General features: G+C 47.3%; 13 protein-coding genes. 10 read left to right on the forward strand and 3 right to left on the reverse strand.

What is annotated here, in order from left to right; translation table 11 throughout:
* Positions 1-43: 43 nt before the first annotated feature.
* A complete protein-coding gene (locus tag V6668_RS02935; protein ID WP_017690869.1) occupies positions 44-802 on the reverse strand; it encodes a tryptophan-rich sensory protein in 759 nt (252 codons plus the stop codon).
* Positions 803-1,028: 226 nt separating this feature from the next.
* Between V6668_RS02935 and V6668_RS02940 the strand changes: the two genes are divergently transcribed.
* Both V6668_RS02940 and V6668_RS02945 read left to right on the forward strand, forming a co-directional pair.
* Positions 1,029-1,994: an arsenic resistance protein gene (locus tag V6668_RS02940; RefSeq protein WP_338707674.1), complete on the forward strand. Its 966-nt coding sequence runs from the start codon at positions 1,029-1,031 to the stop codon at positions 1,992-1,994.
* A gap of 72 nt (positions 1,995-2,066) precedes the next feature.
* Complete coding sequence (locus V6668_RS02945) at positions 2,067-2,261, forward strand: hypothetical protein (RefSeq protein WP_036672096.1); 195 nt, start codon at positions 2,067-2,069, stop codon at positions 2,259-2,261.
* A gap of 75 nt (positions 2,262-2,336) precedes the next feature.
* Here V6668_RS02945 and V6668_RS02950 read toward each other — a convergent pair whose 3' ends face one another.
* Both V6668_RS02950 and V6668_RS02955 read right to left on the reverse strand, forming a co-directional pair.
* On the reverse strand, positions 2,337-3,965 hold the full coding sequence (locus V6668_RS02950) for a response regulator (protein ID WP_036672093.1): 1,629 nt from the start codon (positions 3,963-3,965) through the stop codon (positions 2,337-2,339).
* A gap of 5 nt (positions 3,966-3,970) precedes the next feature.
* The gene (locus V6668_RS02955; protein ID WP_036672091.1) at positions 3,971-5,800 is read right to left on the reverse strand and encodes a cache domain-containing sensor histidine kinase; all 1,830 of its coding nucleotides are present in this window, start codon (positions 5,798-5,800) and stop codon (positions 3,971-3,973) included.
* 143 nt (positions 5,801-5,943) lie between these two features.
* Between V6668_RS02955 and V6668_RS02960 the strand changes: the two genes are divergently transcribed.
* The 8 genes from V6668_RS02960 (at position 5,944) to V6668_RS02995 (ending at position 14,701) form a co-directional block, all read left to right on the forward strand.
* Complete coding sequence (locus V6668_RS02960; protein ID WP_036607341.1) at positions 5,944-6,825, forward strand: carbohydrate ABC transporter permease; 882 nt, start codon at positions 5,944-5,946, stop codon at positions 6,823-6,825.
* Entirely contained in the window at positions 6,825-7,661 is an 837-nt protein-coding gene (locus V6668_RS02965) for a carbohydrate ABC transporter permease (protein WP_036607337.1), read from the forward strand. The genes V6668_RS02960 and V6668_RS02965 overlap by 1 nt, the downstream gene beginning before the upstream one ends.
* A 603-nt stretch (positions 7,662-8,264) precedes the next feature.
* Positions 8,265-9,563, forward strand: a complete 1,299-nt coding sequence (locus V6668_RS02970; RefSeq protein ID WP_036672088.1) for an ABC transporter substrate-binding protein — start codon at positions 8,265-8,267, stop codon at positions 9,561-9,563.
* Positions 9,564-9,996: 433 nt separating this feature from the next.
* The gene (locus V6668_RS02975; RefSeq protein ID WP_036607516.1) at positions 9,997-10,563 is read left to right on the forward strand and encodes a TetR/AcrR family transcriptional regulator; all 567 of its coding nucleotides are present in this window, start codon (positions 9,997-9,999) and stop codon (positions 10,561-10,563) included.
* A 60-nt stretch (positions 10,564-10,623) separates the two neighbouring features.
* Complete coding sequence (locus V6668_RS02980) at positions 10,624-12,615, forward strand: alpha/beta fold hydrolase (RefSeq protein ID WP_338707675.1); 1,992 nt, start codon at positions 10,624-10,626, stop codon at positions 12,613-12,615.
* A 93-nt stretch (positions 12,616-12,708) separates the two neighbouring features.
* Positions 12,709-13,656: an aminopeptidase gene (locus tag V6668_RS02985; RefSeq protein WP_036672087.1), complete on the forward strand. Its 948-nt coding sequence runs from the start codon at positions 12,709-12,711 to the stop codon at positions 13,654-13,656.
* Positions 13,657-14,043: 387 nt separating this feature from the next.
* Positions 14,044-14,238, forward strand: coding sequence for a hypothetical protein (locus V6668_RS02990; protein ID WP_338707676.1), 195 nt, complete (start codon positions 14,044-14,046; stop codon positions 14,236-14,238).
* 43 nt (positions 14,239-14,281) lie between these two features.
* On the forward strand, positions 14,282-14,701 hold the full coding sequence (locus tag V6668_RS02995) for a chemotaxis protein CheW (protein ID WP_164783412.1): 420 nt from the start codon (positions 14,282-14,284) through the stop codon (positions 14,699-14,701).
* Positions 14,702-14,746: the final 45 nt, after the last annotated feature.

Consider the following 14,746-nt stretch of genomic DNA (forward strand, 5'->3'; position numbering starts at 1 on the left):
CGTGTTTTCGTTATATTTAAGCGTTATATTTGAAGTAAACTACTCAATCGCGATCTTGATTCCGGGCGAAGAACAGCCATACCGCATAGATGGCCAGTACGATCGCAATGATGATTGCCGTATAATATACGGAAGTGACATCCTTTTGTTTAAGTGCAATGGCGATATACGCCCATGTGAATACAAGTGGGTATATGCTATCGCGATAACGGAAACTAACGAGGACAGCCAGCACCATACCGACAATCAGCATAATGATCGTCCAGGTTGGTTCGCTGATACCAAAACCATCCCAGCCAATTTTATATAACAGTACAGCTGCATTGACAATCGTTGCCACGCTAATCCATCCAAGATAGATGCTGAATGGCAGCTTCACAAGCCAGATCTCAGCAGTGGTTGGAACCGTAATGGTACGTGTTTTTACATACAGCATGATCAGGCACAACAGAAGCAGTACAATAATCAGTAAGGCGAGACCGGTCTGCAAGTTTTGAAAAGCAAAAATCCAGGCTACGTTGAAAGCGCAGCTTGCCAGGAACCAATACCCGAGACGGGTAATCGAATCCCTTTTCCAAGAAGCGGGCACGAACTGATAGATCACAAACCCTGCTAATAGCAGGTAGATCAAACCCCATATAGAGAAGGCATAGCCAGAAGGTGTGAGTAGCACAGGATACATATCCGATACTTCTTTATTGGTCTTGCCCCCGATCGGCAGAGCGTTGGAGAGGTAGTTCACGATAATTACAGCGATAAAACCAATGGCGTTTAACCACTTGTACGGATTGTTACGTGACATTGTGTTTCCTCCTTGGTTTAACGAATGAATGAACCACGGGTCAGTCTACAATGAATATACCCAGTTCTTGCACATTCTAATAACAGCCGCAAAAAATTCACAAGTTGATCCTTCAGATCCTTGTGCTCTGCCGCTTATGTTGGAACGGCACTCTGTCCCAATGTACGCGAAACGAAGCAGAAATATGTCCATGCCCACGATGTCCCACTGGAAGAGGAGGAAGAGAATGCTCACAAGAGAAACGATGGAGCAACAGCAAACTTGGTTCTATGTAGTTGCACTGTTCGTAGGAGCGGCGATAGGGTTGAGTAATCCGGTATGGGGGAATGTTTTACACTACACCGTGTCCCCGGTTCTTGCCGTTCTGTTATATAGCATGTTTGTACAGATTCCCTTTTTACAGTTAAAAGAGTCCTGGTCGAATCTTCGATTTATGGGGGCGCTACTAGTGGCTAATTTTATCGTTGTACCCGTAGTTGTATGGTTGCTCACACTTGTCTTTCCGCAATCACCAGGCGTTCTGATCGGAGTCTATCTGGTACTGTTAACACCCTGTATTGATTACGTCATTGTGTTCACACAACTCGGCAGGGGCAATGAGAAACTGATGCTCGCCGCAACACCTCTTTTATTTGTTATACAAATGATCCTGTTGCCGTTTTATTTATGGCTATTGATGGGTACTGAGGTAGCGCAGATCATGCAGGTAGGGCCGTTTGTAGAGGCTTTTCTGTTCCTGATCGTTATTCCACTGCTGCTCGCTGTTGTTACCCAAGTTTTCTCCAGAGGTAAAGTGAGCGGGGAGCGGGTCATGAATGGGACGGCATGGCTCCCGGTTCCGATGATGGCACTTGCGCTGATCGTGGTTGTCGCTTCCCAGATTGGCAAAGTCTACAATGATATGGCGATTATCGTAAACGTGATCCCGATCTACATTGCTTTTCTGATCATTATGCCTTGGATATCTCGGATCATTGCCAATGGATTTCGATTGAATCCAGGTGCAGGGCGGGCGTTGATTTTCAGTTCAGCCACACGGAATTCGTTGGTTGTTTTGCCGCTGGCGCTGGCACTCCCGCCAGAATGGGCAACTATTGCTGCGGCTGTTATTGTTACACAGACGATGGTGGAGCTTGCAGGGGAGCTAATCTACATTCGACTTGTACCTGCGGTGATTTTGCGGGATCGGTGAGCGTACTAGGGTGTATCTATGTTATGATATATTACAATTAATAAAACCATTTTTGGTAAATAAAAGGGGGTTATGAGTATCCTTACTTACCGGAAGATCATGTTCTACCTGGATATTGCACTGGTACCATTCATCGTAGTCTTTTTTCCCATAGCAGCTCATACAACGGGAAATAAAGTTTATTATCTCTACTTGGGTATAGCTGTAGCTGCAATCTTTCGGATCGTATCCTATCTTAGAAAAGAAAGAGCCAACAAATCGTCATGATATAGGCTAATTTTCGTGTTCCAAAATAAACAGCAAAAAAGGACTCCGTTGGGGGTCCTTTTTGAGTTGAAGCTCCTACGTTCCAGCCTCCAATAATGTTTTACGATATTCCGCTGGCGTGATGCCCTCCATTTTTTTGAACACTTTGCTGAAATACTTTTCGTCCTGAAATCCAACCATCTCAGAGATTTTGACGACTCGAAGGGAAGGATTTTGCAGTAACAGCTTGGCGTTGTTGATCCGCAGTTTGCCCAGATATTCCGACCAGTTCAGACCAAAATGCTGTTTGAATTTACGGGAAATATACTCCCGGCTCAGATAGAAACGCGCGGCAATCTGCTGTAAGGACAGGTCCTCCTGATAATGGGCGTCCATATAACGTGCAATCTCACTCATGGGATCAGGATTGGCGTGGTGGTGAGCGGTGAGCGCCTTTCCTGCGGCAAGCAGTCGTTGTTCCAACAATGAACGAAGCAGGGGGAAAGATAACAGTCCTTCAGCGTCCAAAGGTAACTCGGCAAAGGGAATAGACTGTTCCTCCGTCACTTCTTCCTCATGGAATGACGAACCTGCCGTATCATCAAGCCAGCGGCTCAGCATCCATTCCAGCTCCTCGATCCATTGCTGAATCTGCTCAGCACTGACAACCGCAAGATCAGTAATCGGGTCAAGCCACTCGGCGACCGCAGCAGATACACTGGAAGCCCGGCAACTCATGGCTGCCATACGCAGGGGTTCTTCATGGGCGGTTAAACGCCTGGTTTTATTTCCATTTGATGATTCCACTGAGGCATGGATTCGCTGTTTAATTTGCACAGCATTACGTCGCCACAGCCTTGAACTTGCTTCCAGATAGGCCGCTGAGATTCCGCAAGGATAAGACTCACAGATGGAGATGCCAAAATGAAGCCGGCGCTGAATCGTCTGCTCCAATCCCTGATTGACCTTGTCCAGAATATGTTCCAATGATGTGGATGGACCCCAATGCAGCAGAACAATCTCGTCCGGTTGATCCAACTGCCGAAACATTACGCCTTCGTCTGGTGTGGATAACATCTCGGCACAGATATTGAGCACGGAGAACACAAGCAGGTCCGGTTGACTGCGATATTTTGCCAGACAACCTGCATCCAGATGGGACAGGCTGGTGACAGCGACACTACAGACAGGGATAACACTAGGGAGATTCAACTCATCCTGCAATCGCTGCATGTGTGATGGGCTGCTGCCTCTGCCGACGGCAAGTTCGGTGAGCAGACGATCCTGGTAGTGGGGGCGCATTCGATTAACAACAATGGATTGCCTGGTGGATTGTATCCGAATGGCGTCTTCCTCTTCCCAAGCTGTAACGGCCTTTAATAGAGATGCATTCAGCTCATCTGCTTCCACAGGTTTCAGGAGGTAGTCCATGCCACCATGTCTGATTGCATGCCTCACAAGTTCAAAATCATCATATCCGCTGATAACCAGCACCTTGCTGTGTGGGGCATGAGCCGATATCCATTCAAGCAATGCCATACCGTCCTTGCCCGGCATACGCATGTCACTGAGTATGATTTGAGGTTGATGTGCCGTGATGGCGGCGATGGCTTCATCCCCGTCTGCTGCTTCAAGTAATGTATCAATGCCAAACTCTTCCCAATGACCAAGCAACCTTATGGCATCGCGGACATGTTTTTCATCATCTACAAGCAGTGCCTTCATGTTGTTCACTCTCCCGCGTATAGTTTAACCGTGATCTTCACACCATTGGGTTCCCGATTGCTGATCTCAAGCCTGGCTGAGTGACCGGGATGTGAGTTCAATTGAAGTCGGCGTATTACATTTCGTAGACCGATGGATTCAGACTCGTCGGATTCTTGTGTGGATAACCCGGTTGTTGTATGACTTTGATGCAGCCATCCGCGGATCTCCAGTAATTTATCTTCAGGTATGGATGGGCCATTATTATTCAGTTCTATTTCAATCCAATGATCGTTGATCCGGCGGCTGGACAGGGATATGTGACCTTTGCCAGGCTGAATATCTGCTCCATGTTTGAAATAGTTCTCAATTAAAGGTTGTAACGTCATTCTTGGCATTTCGACAGATAGGGTATCTTCGGCAAAATCCAAATCCACCTCAAGGCGGTCACCAAACCGCTCCTGCTGCAGTTCCAGATATAACCGGGCATGCTCCGCCTCTTCGCGTAAGGTCACGCAGGTCTGATCCCGCATGCTATAGCGCAGCATTTTGGAAAGGCTAGAGAGTAGTATATACGCCCGTTGTCCTTGCTGTTGAAGGGCGAGTGTACCGATCGATTGCAGTGTGTTATACAGAAAATGCGGATGAATCTGCGCTTGCAACGCTTTGAGTTGATTTGTCTTATTGGCGATCTCGAGTCGATATTCCCGCAAAATAAGATTATTTACCGTATCCATCATATCCCGGAAATGACGAGCGAGCACCCCGAATTCATCGCGACTGGATAGATGGATATCCACATGCAGGCGCCCGGCTTGAATCTGGTTCATATACCGCATGAGTTGCTTGAGCGGACCGGTGATTCGGATGGAGATGAACAAGGTTGCAACAATGACCAATGCAAGTGCCGCAATGGCAATCATCGCGTTATTCCACGTAAGTGTGGTGGCTCTGGCATATAACGTCTCATTCGGGATCTGTTTGACGATGGTCCAATCGGCGTATGTGCTGCCAAGTTGCTGGTATACATACATGGAACGATCCTGTTCAAAATGCCCTGCAACATTCTGGGCTGTACCTGCGCCAGATCGCGCGATATTCAGTTCACTAGCCGTTTCCGCTCGTAGTGCATCCGTATGATTGACCTCGGAACGTCCTTGGTAAATGATCTGATTCTGACCATCCACCACATAGATCTGTTCCTTAGCCGGATCATACAGCCTGCCACAGATTGCTGCAATGGTATTCATATTCAGATCAATGGCGAGTACACCCAGACGCTCGGTGGACGGAATATCCTTGATCACCCGATGCAGGGTAATGACCGTTCTGGCAGGGTCATCGGGGGAGGCAGCCTTGAATCCGTATGTGTGACTCATGTGTGCCGATTCCACCCAGATATCCGGGCTGTCACCGCCTGTTTTTCCATGAAGCGAGCCGGAATAGGCCTGTTTGCGTTCCTCCCGCTTCGGAAAGGGGTTCGTAATCAAGGTGGATTGATTAGCGGCAAAAGAGTGCAAATACAGCTGGAATACATCCGGCACAGCCGCGCGTATTGTCTGCAAAGTGGTGTACACTTCGGCCACCGCACGATAATCACCAGGAATTTTTGCCAAGTTACGCAGAAAGTTTGGGTCGTTATACACAGCGAGCGACGCTCTGGCCACGTTATCCACATAGTTGTTGAGATTGGTGGACGCTTGGTAGATCAGGCGTTTGTTCTCTTCCACAGCCTGTTCCCGCAGGGCTGTCTTGGTCTGGATAAACGTCATGCTGATCGATGCGAGCAGTGGAAGTGTGGTAGCAATGAGCATAAAGGCAATCAATTTGGTGCGTATACTGTAGTATTTGGACATCGGAACACCCCTTCTGGTTGCAGGTTAAGAGAGGACAATATTTTACCCCCAACTGTTCACAAGGGTCGGTGTTTCCCTCGGCGATAATGGGGTTTAATAGAAAAAGAGACCAATTTCATCCATCTATAGAAGGGGAGAACGATATGAAGCATCGCAAATCTTCACAGCTGTTACAGCAGCTTGTGTTCGTGGGTCCCTCCATCGTGTTTTTTATTCTCATCATCGTGGTCCCTTTCCTGCTTGGCATGGTGTATTCCTTCACGGATTGGAACGGGGTATCCGAGAACATTAATTGGGTAGGGTTTGATAACTTCGTGCATGTTTTTGCGAATGATCCCAAGTTCCAAACGGCGTTTTGGTTTACGGTACGCTTCACCGTGGTTGGTGTGGTACTGACCAATGTGATTGGTTTTTTCCTGGCGTATTTCCTGACCAAACCGCTCAAGACGAGAAACATTCTGCGTACGATCTTTTTTATGCCTAACGTGATCGGTGGGTTGTTGCTCGGCTTTATCTGGCAGTTCATATTTGTGAAAGGGTTTTCAGCAGTAGGCGATGTAACCGGCTGGTCCTTCTTCAACCTTCCTTGGCTGGGAGACGAACCAACCGCCTTCTGGGGAATCGTGATTGTGTTTGTATGGCAGACCGCAGGATATCTGATGGTCATCTACATCTCATCTCTGACAAATGTATCCCCTGATCTGCTGGAAGCTGCTGAGATTGATGGCGCAAGTCGCTGGCAGGTACTGCGGAGCATCATTCTTCCGCTCATTATGCCGGGTGTGACAATCTGTCTATTCCTGGCGATCTCCTGGTCGTTCAAAATGTTCGATCTCAATCTGTCACTGACCAAAGGTGGACCGTTCGGATCGACAGAGTCGGTTGCACTTAATATTTACAATGAAGCCTTTGTGAATAACAGATATGGCATCGGAACCGCCAAAGCGCTCGTGTTCTTCGTAATCGTTGCCATCATCACCATGATTCAGGTACGTCTGACGAAGAGCAAGGAGGTAGAAGCCTAATGGAGACGACGAAAAATTATCGCTTCAGTACCATTGTAACCGAGATTGTCATGGTACTCCTTGGACTTTTATTCCTGGTTCCGTTTTACTTCCTGTTTGTGAATTCGGTCAAAACCTTCGGTGATCTGCTCACCAATTCGGCTGCTTGGCCGGAAGTATTTCAGTGGGGCAACTATGCGAACGCTTGGGAGAAAATTAACTTTCCGTCCGCGCTGATGAACTCGCTTATCGTTACCGTGGTCAGCAATCTGTTGCTTGTGCTGATCAGTTCCATGGCCGCGTACCGAATGGTCCGCAGCGATACCCGGTTCAACCGTATTTTGTTCGGCATGTTCATTGCCGCGATGGTGATTCCGTTCCAGTCTATCATGATTCCACTTGTTACTGTAACCAGTAATCTGGGATTGATCGACAGCCTTGGCGGCCTCATTATCTGTTATCTTGGTTTCGGGGCACCGATGTCGGTCTTCCTGTTCCACGGATTCGTAAAATCCGTCCCACTGGAGATTGAGGAAGCGGCTCGTGTGGATGGAAGCTCGGTCTACGGAGTGTTCTTCCGGATCGTATTTCCACTCATGAAACCGATGTATGTAACCGTCATCATTCTGAACACACTCTGGATCTGGAATGATTATCTGCTCCCATCGCTGATCCTGCAAAGCTCCAACCTGCGTACGATCCCGATTGCGACCTTTGCACTCTTCGGACAATATACGAAGCAATGGGATCTGGCCTTGCCAGCACTTGTGCTCGGTATTATGCCGATCATTATCTTCTTCCTGCTGATGCAGAAGTACATCATTCAGGGGATTACGGCTGGATCAGTTAAAGGATAAGGTGCGAGGGCAGGGTCGCTGTGGTGCGAGTGCGAGCACAAGGTCGCTGCGGGATCAAGTTGCGCTTTCGGTCGCTGTTGCTCCTCGGTGGCCTGAATGTATTAGGGCAAGGAAGCCACCGAGTATCAAAGGCGAACGCTCCGCTCCTACATCGCATCCTGATCCCTTTGCTCCCACCTCGCATGGAGGTGTGCAAAGGGAGCCATGCCCGTATAGCTTGGGCATGACTCCTGGGGAAAAGAGCAATAAAGAGAAGAGAACGATAAAGAGAAATGACCAAGAAAGAAGCTTGTATTCAAAGCGCTAACGAATCCACCGCATCTTAATAGGTGGATAATCAAGGAATACAAATTGTAACGAATCTCAGCAACGTTATTCGGGTACAAGACGGCGTCAGAGCCCTAAAAATTGACCAAATCGACGAAATAACGTCGCTGTGATTCGTTAAAATTGGAACCTGTGCAAATAGGTGCGAATAACGTGCGCTCGGTTCGTTAGAATGAAAACACGCTTCAAGGGAAGGTTATTCTGTCATCGGAGTGCCAGTGTAAATATTCATTAGTGGAACGGTTATACTGAAACTACTATAGGGAGAGTGTATGTATGAAAAGAATGACAAAGTTGACGTTGCTTATGCTGATTGCTTTTTCGGTAATGCTCGCGGGTTGTGGCAATGGGGACAAGAGTGGCAGTCCGGTCAACACGGATACTCAAGGTGGTGGCGAGGCTGCTGCTGGAGATAAAACCATTAAAATCTTCCAATTCAAAGTCGAAATCGCGGAAGCGCTCAATCGTCTCAAAGCGGAATATGAATCCTCCCATCCAGGCGTCAAACTGGACATTCAGACTGTAGGTGGCGGCAGTGACTACGGTGCTGCATTAAAAGCCAAGTTTGCCGCTGGCGAACAACCAGACATTTTCAACGTAGGTGGTTATCGTGAATTGGATACATGGCTTGAATATCTGGAAGATCTGTCTGGAGAATCATGGGCCAAGGATGCACTCGAAGTAGCCAAAGAGCCAATGACCAAAGACGGTAAGCTCTACGGACAGCCGCTCGCGCTGGAGGGTTATGGTTTCATTTATAACAAAGACCTCTTCCAAAAAGCAGGTATTACTGAAATTCCAACGACACTGGAACAATTGGATCAAGCGGCACAGAAACTTCAAGCCGCAGGCATTACCCCATTCTCTAATGGATATCAGGAGTGGTGGGTGCTGGGCAATCATAACGTAAACGTCGCATTTGCAAATCAGGCAGATCCGGTGAAATTCATCCAGGGACTCAACGAAAGTACGGAGAAAATTCCTGGAAACCAAGTGTTCGCCGACTGGATCAACTTGCTCGACTTAACGCTGAAATACAGCAACAAAAACCCGCTGACAACCGACTACAATACGCAAGTTACGTTGTTTGCGAGTGGAGAAGCGGCGATGATGCAACAAGGGAACTGGACTCAAGTACAGATCGATGGAATCGATCCGGATCTGAATCTGGGTATCCTGCCAATGCCAATTAACAATGAACCTAATGACAAATTATTTGTCGGTGTACCGAACTATTGGGTTGTGAACAAGAACTCTCAAGTGAAACCGGAAGCAAAAGAGTTTTTGGAGTGGCTCGTAACTTCGGATATCGGGAAACAATACATGACGAAAGAATTCAAATTCATTCCGGCGTTCAGTTCCATCACGGCATCCGAAGAGGATCTGGGTGACCTCGCCACAGAGATCATGAAGTATAGCCAGGAAAATAAAACACTCAGCTGGAACTTCAACCGTTTCCCTGAAGGGGTTCCACAAGAGTATGGCAGCACGATTCAGGCTTACGTTGCAGGCAAATCGGATAAAGCCGGATTGCTCGACGCATTGCAACAGAACTGGGATAGTCTGAAAAAATAATCCGGATCATGGACGGTATCCACAGGTTACCAAAAATGGTTCAGAAATCTTCGGATAGAAAAGTTAGTCTATCTAATATATGAGTTAATTGAAACAGGTTAGCCAGAAATCTTATTCTGGTTGGCCTGTTTTTGTTTTTCCGAGGAGCCAATGACGCTCTCTGAAAAGTTCAAAGTCAGTTATATCCCTGAAATGTGGATAACCCCTAAGCAGTTTAACGATCTAATGACGTATTTAACACAGAGTTAATACTATATGTGGATATCCTGTGTGTATTACACTCTAAATGTGGACAAGTGTGGAGTAATTGGAGTGGGAGGTCCTCTTTTGTTAACAGAAATACTTGTTTTCAACTGATTAGTACTGTATAGTTCTAAATATGACAAATCCAAAAATGAATACGGGACCCGCCAAATCCAAAAGTACCAATCCGGTGAACCGGACCAAGGCAGTTGAAGTGGCGGCACAATTATTTCTGCGTCAGGGGTACAGCTACGTCAGCATGGATGAAGTCGTGCGCGTGAGTGGGGTATCCAAGTCAAATATTTATTATCATTTTAAAAACAAGGAGGAGCTGCTCCAGGCCGTGGTACAATACTGGATTGCCCAGTATGAGTCGGAGCTGTATCTGCTGCTCAGTCAGCGTGAGCGAGGAGTGGAGGAGCGTATCTACTCATTCATGGCATTGTTGTCGGCAGGCATTGAGGGCCGAAATTATGAAGGGAGCTGTCCTTTTGTTACGTTATATATGCAGACACCGGACAGTGCACCCCAAGTGAAGGAAAGCATATCCAGATTCTTTCGTGAACTTAGACCGATGGTGGAGAAGTTGTTTCAGCAAGGTTTGGATCGCGGTGAATTTCGCAAAGAAATCGAACCGGGACCGGCTGCGTTGTTGTTTATTGCCGCATTGGAAGGTTCACTAATCCTAGCGGGAACTGCCCGTGATGTAGGGATTATAGAACAATCGGCGCGTACGTTTTGTCAGATGCTTCGTTAATCGAAGCTCTTTTTTTGAATATAACTAGTACTATATAGTACTAAAAGGAGCCGTAACACAATGATTGTACATACTAACCGTGTATCCAATGAAGAAAACACAGCAGCACATTCAACAAACATGAATCAGGTAATAAGTAAGTCTGATATGGCAAGTACGACCATTTTTATGACAGGTAGTACAGGTTTTATCGGCAAAGAAACGGTCAAACAACTTACGCAGGGAGACGCACAATTGCTCTTGCTGGTTCGTTCGGAACAGCGAGCCAGAACTGTGCTGAAGGCTTATGGAGTGAAGGATTTCAAGCGGATTACCTTTATTACAGGTGATTTATCCATGTCGGGTCTTGGCCTTACCGCAGTAGATCGGGAGCGTGCTCTTGAAGCAAATGTGATCATTCACGCGGGTGGAACGATGGACGTCACTTTGGAACGAAAAATAGCCGAGCAGATATTCATGAACGGGGCCAGGGAACTGGCACAGCTAGCACAGGAAATCCACTCTACTCATGGATTGAGACACTTTATCCACGTTGTTGGTTATATGAGTCCTTATGGAGAGCGGAATGAACAGGGGAATTATCTACAGGTTGAGCATGTGGATAATAATGAAAGTGCATATGAAGAGATGAAGTTCCATGCCGATCTGCATATTCGCGAGCATGCAGAACAGCATCGCTATCCCTTATCCGTTGTAAATCCGAGTACAGTGGTTGGGCCACGTCCCACAGGTGAAACCGAGCAAACGGGTGGGATTGGACTGCTCATTCAGGCGATTCAGAAAGGACTTATGCCGGTAGTGCCGGGAGGTTCATCCTATTGGTTACCGCTTGTGGAGAATGACATTGTTGCAGAGACACTAGTTTTTCTATCCAGGGAAGCTGCTCCAGTCGGAGGAACTTATCCGCTATTGGCGCGGAGGGAAGACAGTCCCAATATGAAGGAACTGCTGCAACTCTTGGCGCAGCAATTGGACGTACCCAAACCCAAAGGGGCTGTGCCATTACCGTGGATTCAATGGATCATGAAATCAGGTGGTTCACGCATCAGTGGTGTTCCAGCGGAGTCGGTTGCTTTTATTACCAACAGGTCATTCCCGGTTGAAGAGACGGAGGCTCTGTTCACACGTATGGGGCAATCCTGGCCGGACATCCGGGAACAGCTTCCGCTGGTTACAGCCGATCTGGACTATCGTTTTCGGTATACGCCGTTACCTGAGGGTTTTCCGACAGATTATATTCGGTCTCGAAGTGGAAATATGGCTATGCTTGGTTGGGAGGGTGAGGGAGAGCCTTGGATTATTGTACATGGTTTGCTTCAATCTGCGGATGAGATGTTACCTTTAGGAAAACAGCTTAGGGACCGGACCGGGAACCCGGTATGGTTAATCGATCTCGCTGGATTCGGACGGTCCCCGGTACATCAGGGGGATGAAGCGTTTGAAGGTCAGGTGGATGCACTGCTTACGGCTATTGGTGAGTTTGAGGGTCCGGTGAAGCTGGTTGGTCATTCGATCGGGGCTGCTATTGTAGCTGCGGCACAGATGCGTAGCGGGCGGACAGACATTCGACTGGGGTTGCTCCAGCCAGTTGCCAACAATTCAAATCCGAATGTCCTAAGATGGGTTTCCCGTTTACCAAGAGGGGTGATACGCTCCCTGCTGCGTGGCAGATCGGAGAAAAGTTGGAATCAAATGTTCAGTTCACATAGCGGCGTAGGCGACAGCAGTGTTATGGCCGAGGCCATGGGCAAGAGAATACGCTCCAGTCTCCAGTCCCCTCGTATTGCAGGAGCACATGCAGACTTGTTGCGCTGGATCCACTCGGGTCAGAGGAAAGGCGCCAGATCAACGTTGTGGGCGAAAATGGAAAGTCAGCATTATGTCAAGAATGTATTAGTTGTGTGGGCCAATCAAGATCAGGAATATCACTATCCCCAAGATATGAACTCACAGGTCAAACGGATAGATGTCCCCTATGGACATTACTTTCCGACGTTTCGGTATAAGGAAACAGCTGCAATCCTCGCCCAATGGGCCGATACCTTGAGGTGAGTTCAGGTTTGGACATGCAGGAATCCCGTGCTAATTGTCGAAAGGGTCAAGTCGACTTTTGAGAGCTGAACCAAAGACAGGAGAGATGAATGTATGAGCAAGCAACGTGTGGAAATCAGTAAAAATGTGCTAACGAAATGTCTCGGACTGCGCAGCGGAGAGAATCTGGTAGTTGTCGCAGACGATATGAAGCGGGATCTGGCTGAATCCATCTATGAGGCAGGCAAAGCACTTGGTGCAGAGTCGGTCCTGTTAATCATGGAGGAACGCAGCAGATCTGGAGAAGAGCCACCGGCGCCGATTGCAGAGGCCATGATTCGAGCAGATGTAGCCGTGTGTGTAACGCGATATTCATTAACACATACCCAAGCACGCAAAAAAGCCGCTGCTTCAGGGACCCGAGTGGCAACCATGCCTGGCATGACAGAGGATATGTTTATGAACGGAGCCATTACAGCTGAATATTCGCAAGTAAAGGCGTTGACCGAGAAGGTAACGGCTCTATTAACCGCAGGTCGCCATGTGCGAATAGAGAAGCAGGGCCATAGTCTTTCCTTTTCCATTGAAGATCGTAACGGTGTACCAAGCACAGGTATGTATTTGAACCCTGGTGAATCGGGCAACTTGCCGTCAGGAGAAGCTTATATTGCTCCCGTTGAGGGCAAGGGTGAGGGCAGTATTGTTGTAGATGGTTCCGTTGCTGGAATTGGGGCACTCCGTGAACCGATGCTATTGACCGTTAGTGAAGGACGATTGGTGTCAGCTGAAGGACCAGATGGGGCTCAATTACTGGAAACGCTTGGTGAGGGCGATGGTCGTTTTCTCGGCGAATTCGGGATCGGTACCAATAACAAGGCGCGAATCACGGGTGTGGTGCTGGAAGATGAGAAGGTGTACGGCACAATTCATGTGGCCTTTGGCAGCAATAACACATTTGGTGGAACGATTGCCGCAGGTGTTCATATTGATGCAGTTGTACAAAAGCCGGACGTGTACATCGATGACAGGCTGATCATGCGTCAGGGTGAATTGGTCGAATAACTACAGCGAAGGAAATTGGGCATGTCCACAACGTGTCCACAGTAATGGATAACTGAAGCGGAAATTCAGATTTTACGTCAGATTTACAAACAAATACACAACATGTCCACATTAAATTAATGAATATCCACATGAAACGCCAAAGATATCCACAGCATGTGTGCAATATGTGCACAACTTATCCACAAATCAGGTATAACTCGTATTTTCATGCGATAAAACAGTCGTTTTGGAGTAATTAAACAAGTTATCCACAGTAATAACGCTTTTTTGTTCCAAGTATTTGAAAACATAGAAACAGATCCATAATATATGGGGATAAAAAAGACCGAAAATCGGCATAAAGCTGATCTTTGGTCTTTTTTTTGAATATAATTTTTCAATCCGATGTCAGGTTACTTACGCTCAATATTAAAACGACTGATTTCCACCACCCTCCACAACAGGGCAAATGAGCAGAGCGGAGACAGCAACCGTAATGCAACGTCTGTTGAAGTTGGCAAAATTGATCTGAAGCCTAAACATTTGGTCAAAAATAACCGATACACCAAAGTAACATCTAGTGGGACGAAAGTAGTCTGATTATACGGAATGAGAGGATATGGGGATAACTATGGACGAGGGAATGCAATATATTAATTTTTCGGTAGGAGACCAGATCTTTGCACTACGAATTGATGAAGTTCATGAGATCATCAGAATGGTACAGGTGACAACAGTTCCATTTGGAAGCCCGGAGATCCGAGGTTTTGCTTCGCTGTACGGTAAGGTCGTTTCGGTGGTGAGTCTTCGTGTATTGTTAGGCATGCCAGACCAGGAGGATACCTCTTCTACACGTATTATTGTGGTGCCTTACAAAGGTGGATTTGTACCGCTGATCGTAGATATGGTCGATTCTGTCGTAAGTTACGATCGTTTCGAGGAACCAGCTGAGGAACACCGTCGTTTCATGCTTGGCGTTTTTGACAAAATCGGGTTCTGTGAAGATCATCGTGCAGGTATTTTGAACCTCGATGTATTACTGGGCAGCTTGATCAGATCATAGGAGTATAACGATCCGTAATTCTTTCAATATTCAGTATTATCCTTC

Origin of the sequence: Paenibacillus amylolyticus, assembly GCF_036894225.1 — a bacterium.
GTDB lineage: Bacteria > Bacillota > Bacilli > Paenibacillales > Paenibacillaceae > Paenibacillus > Paenibacillus amylolyticus.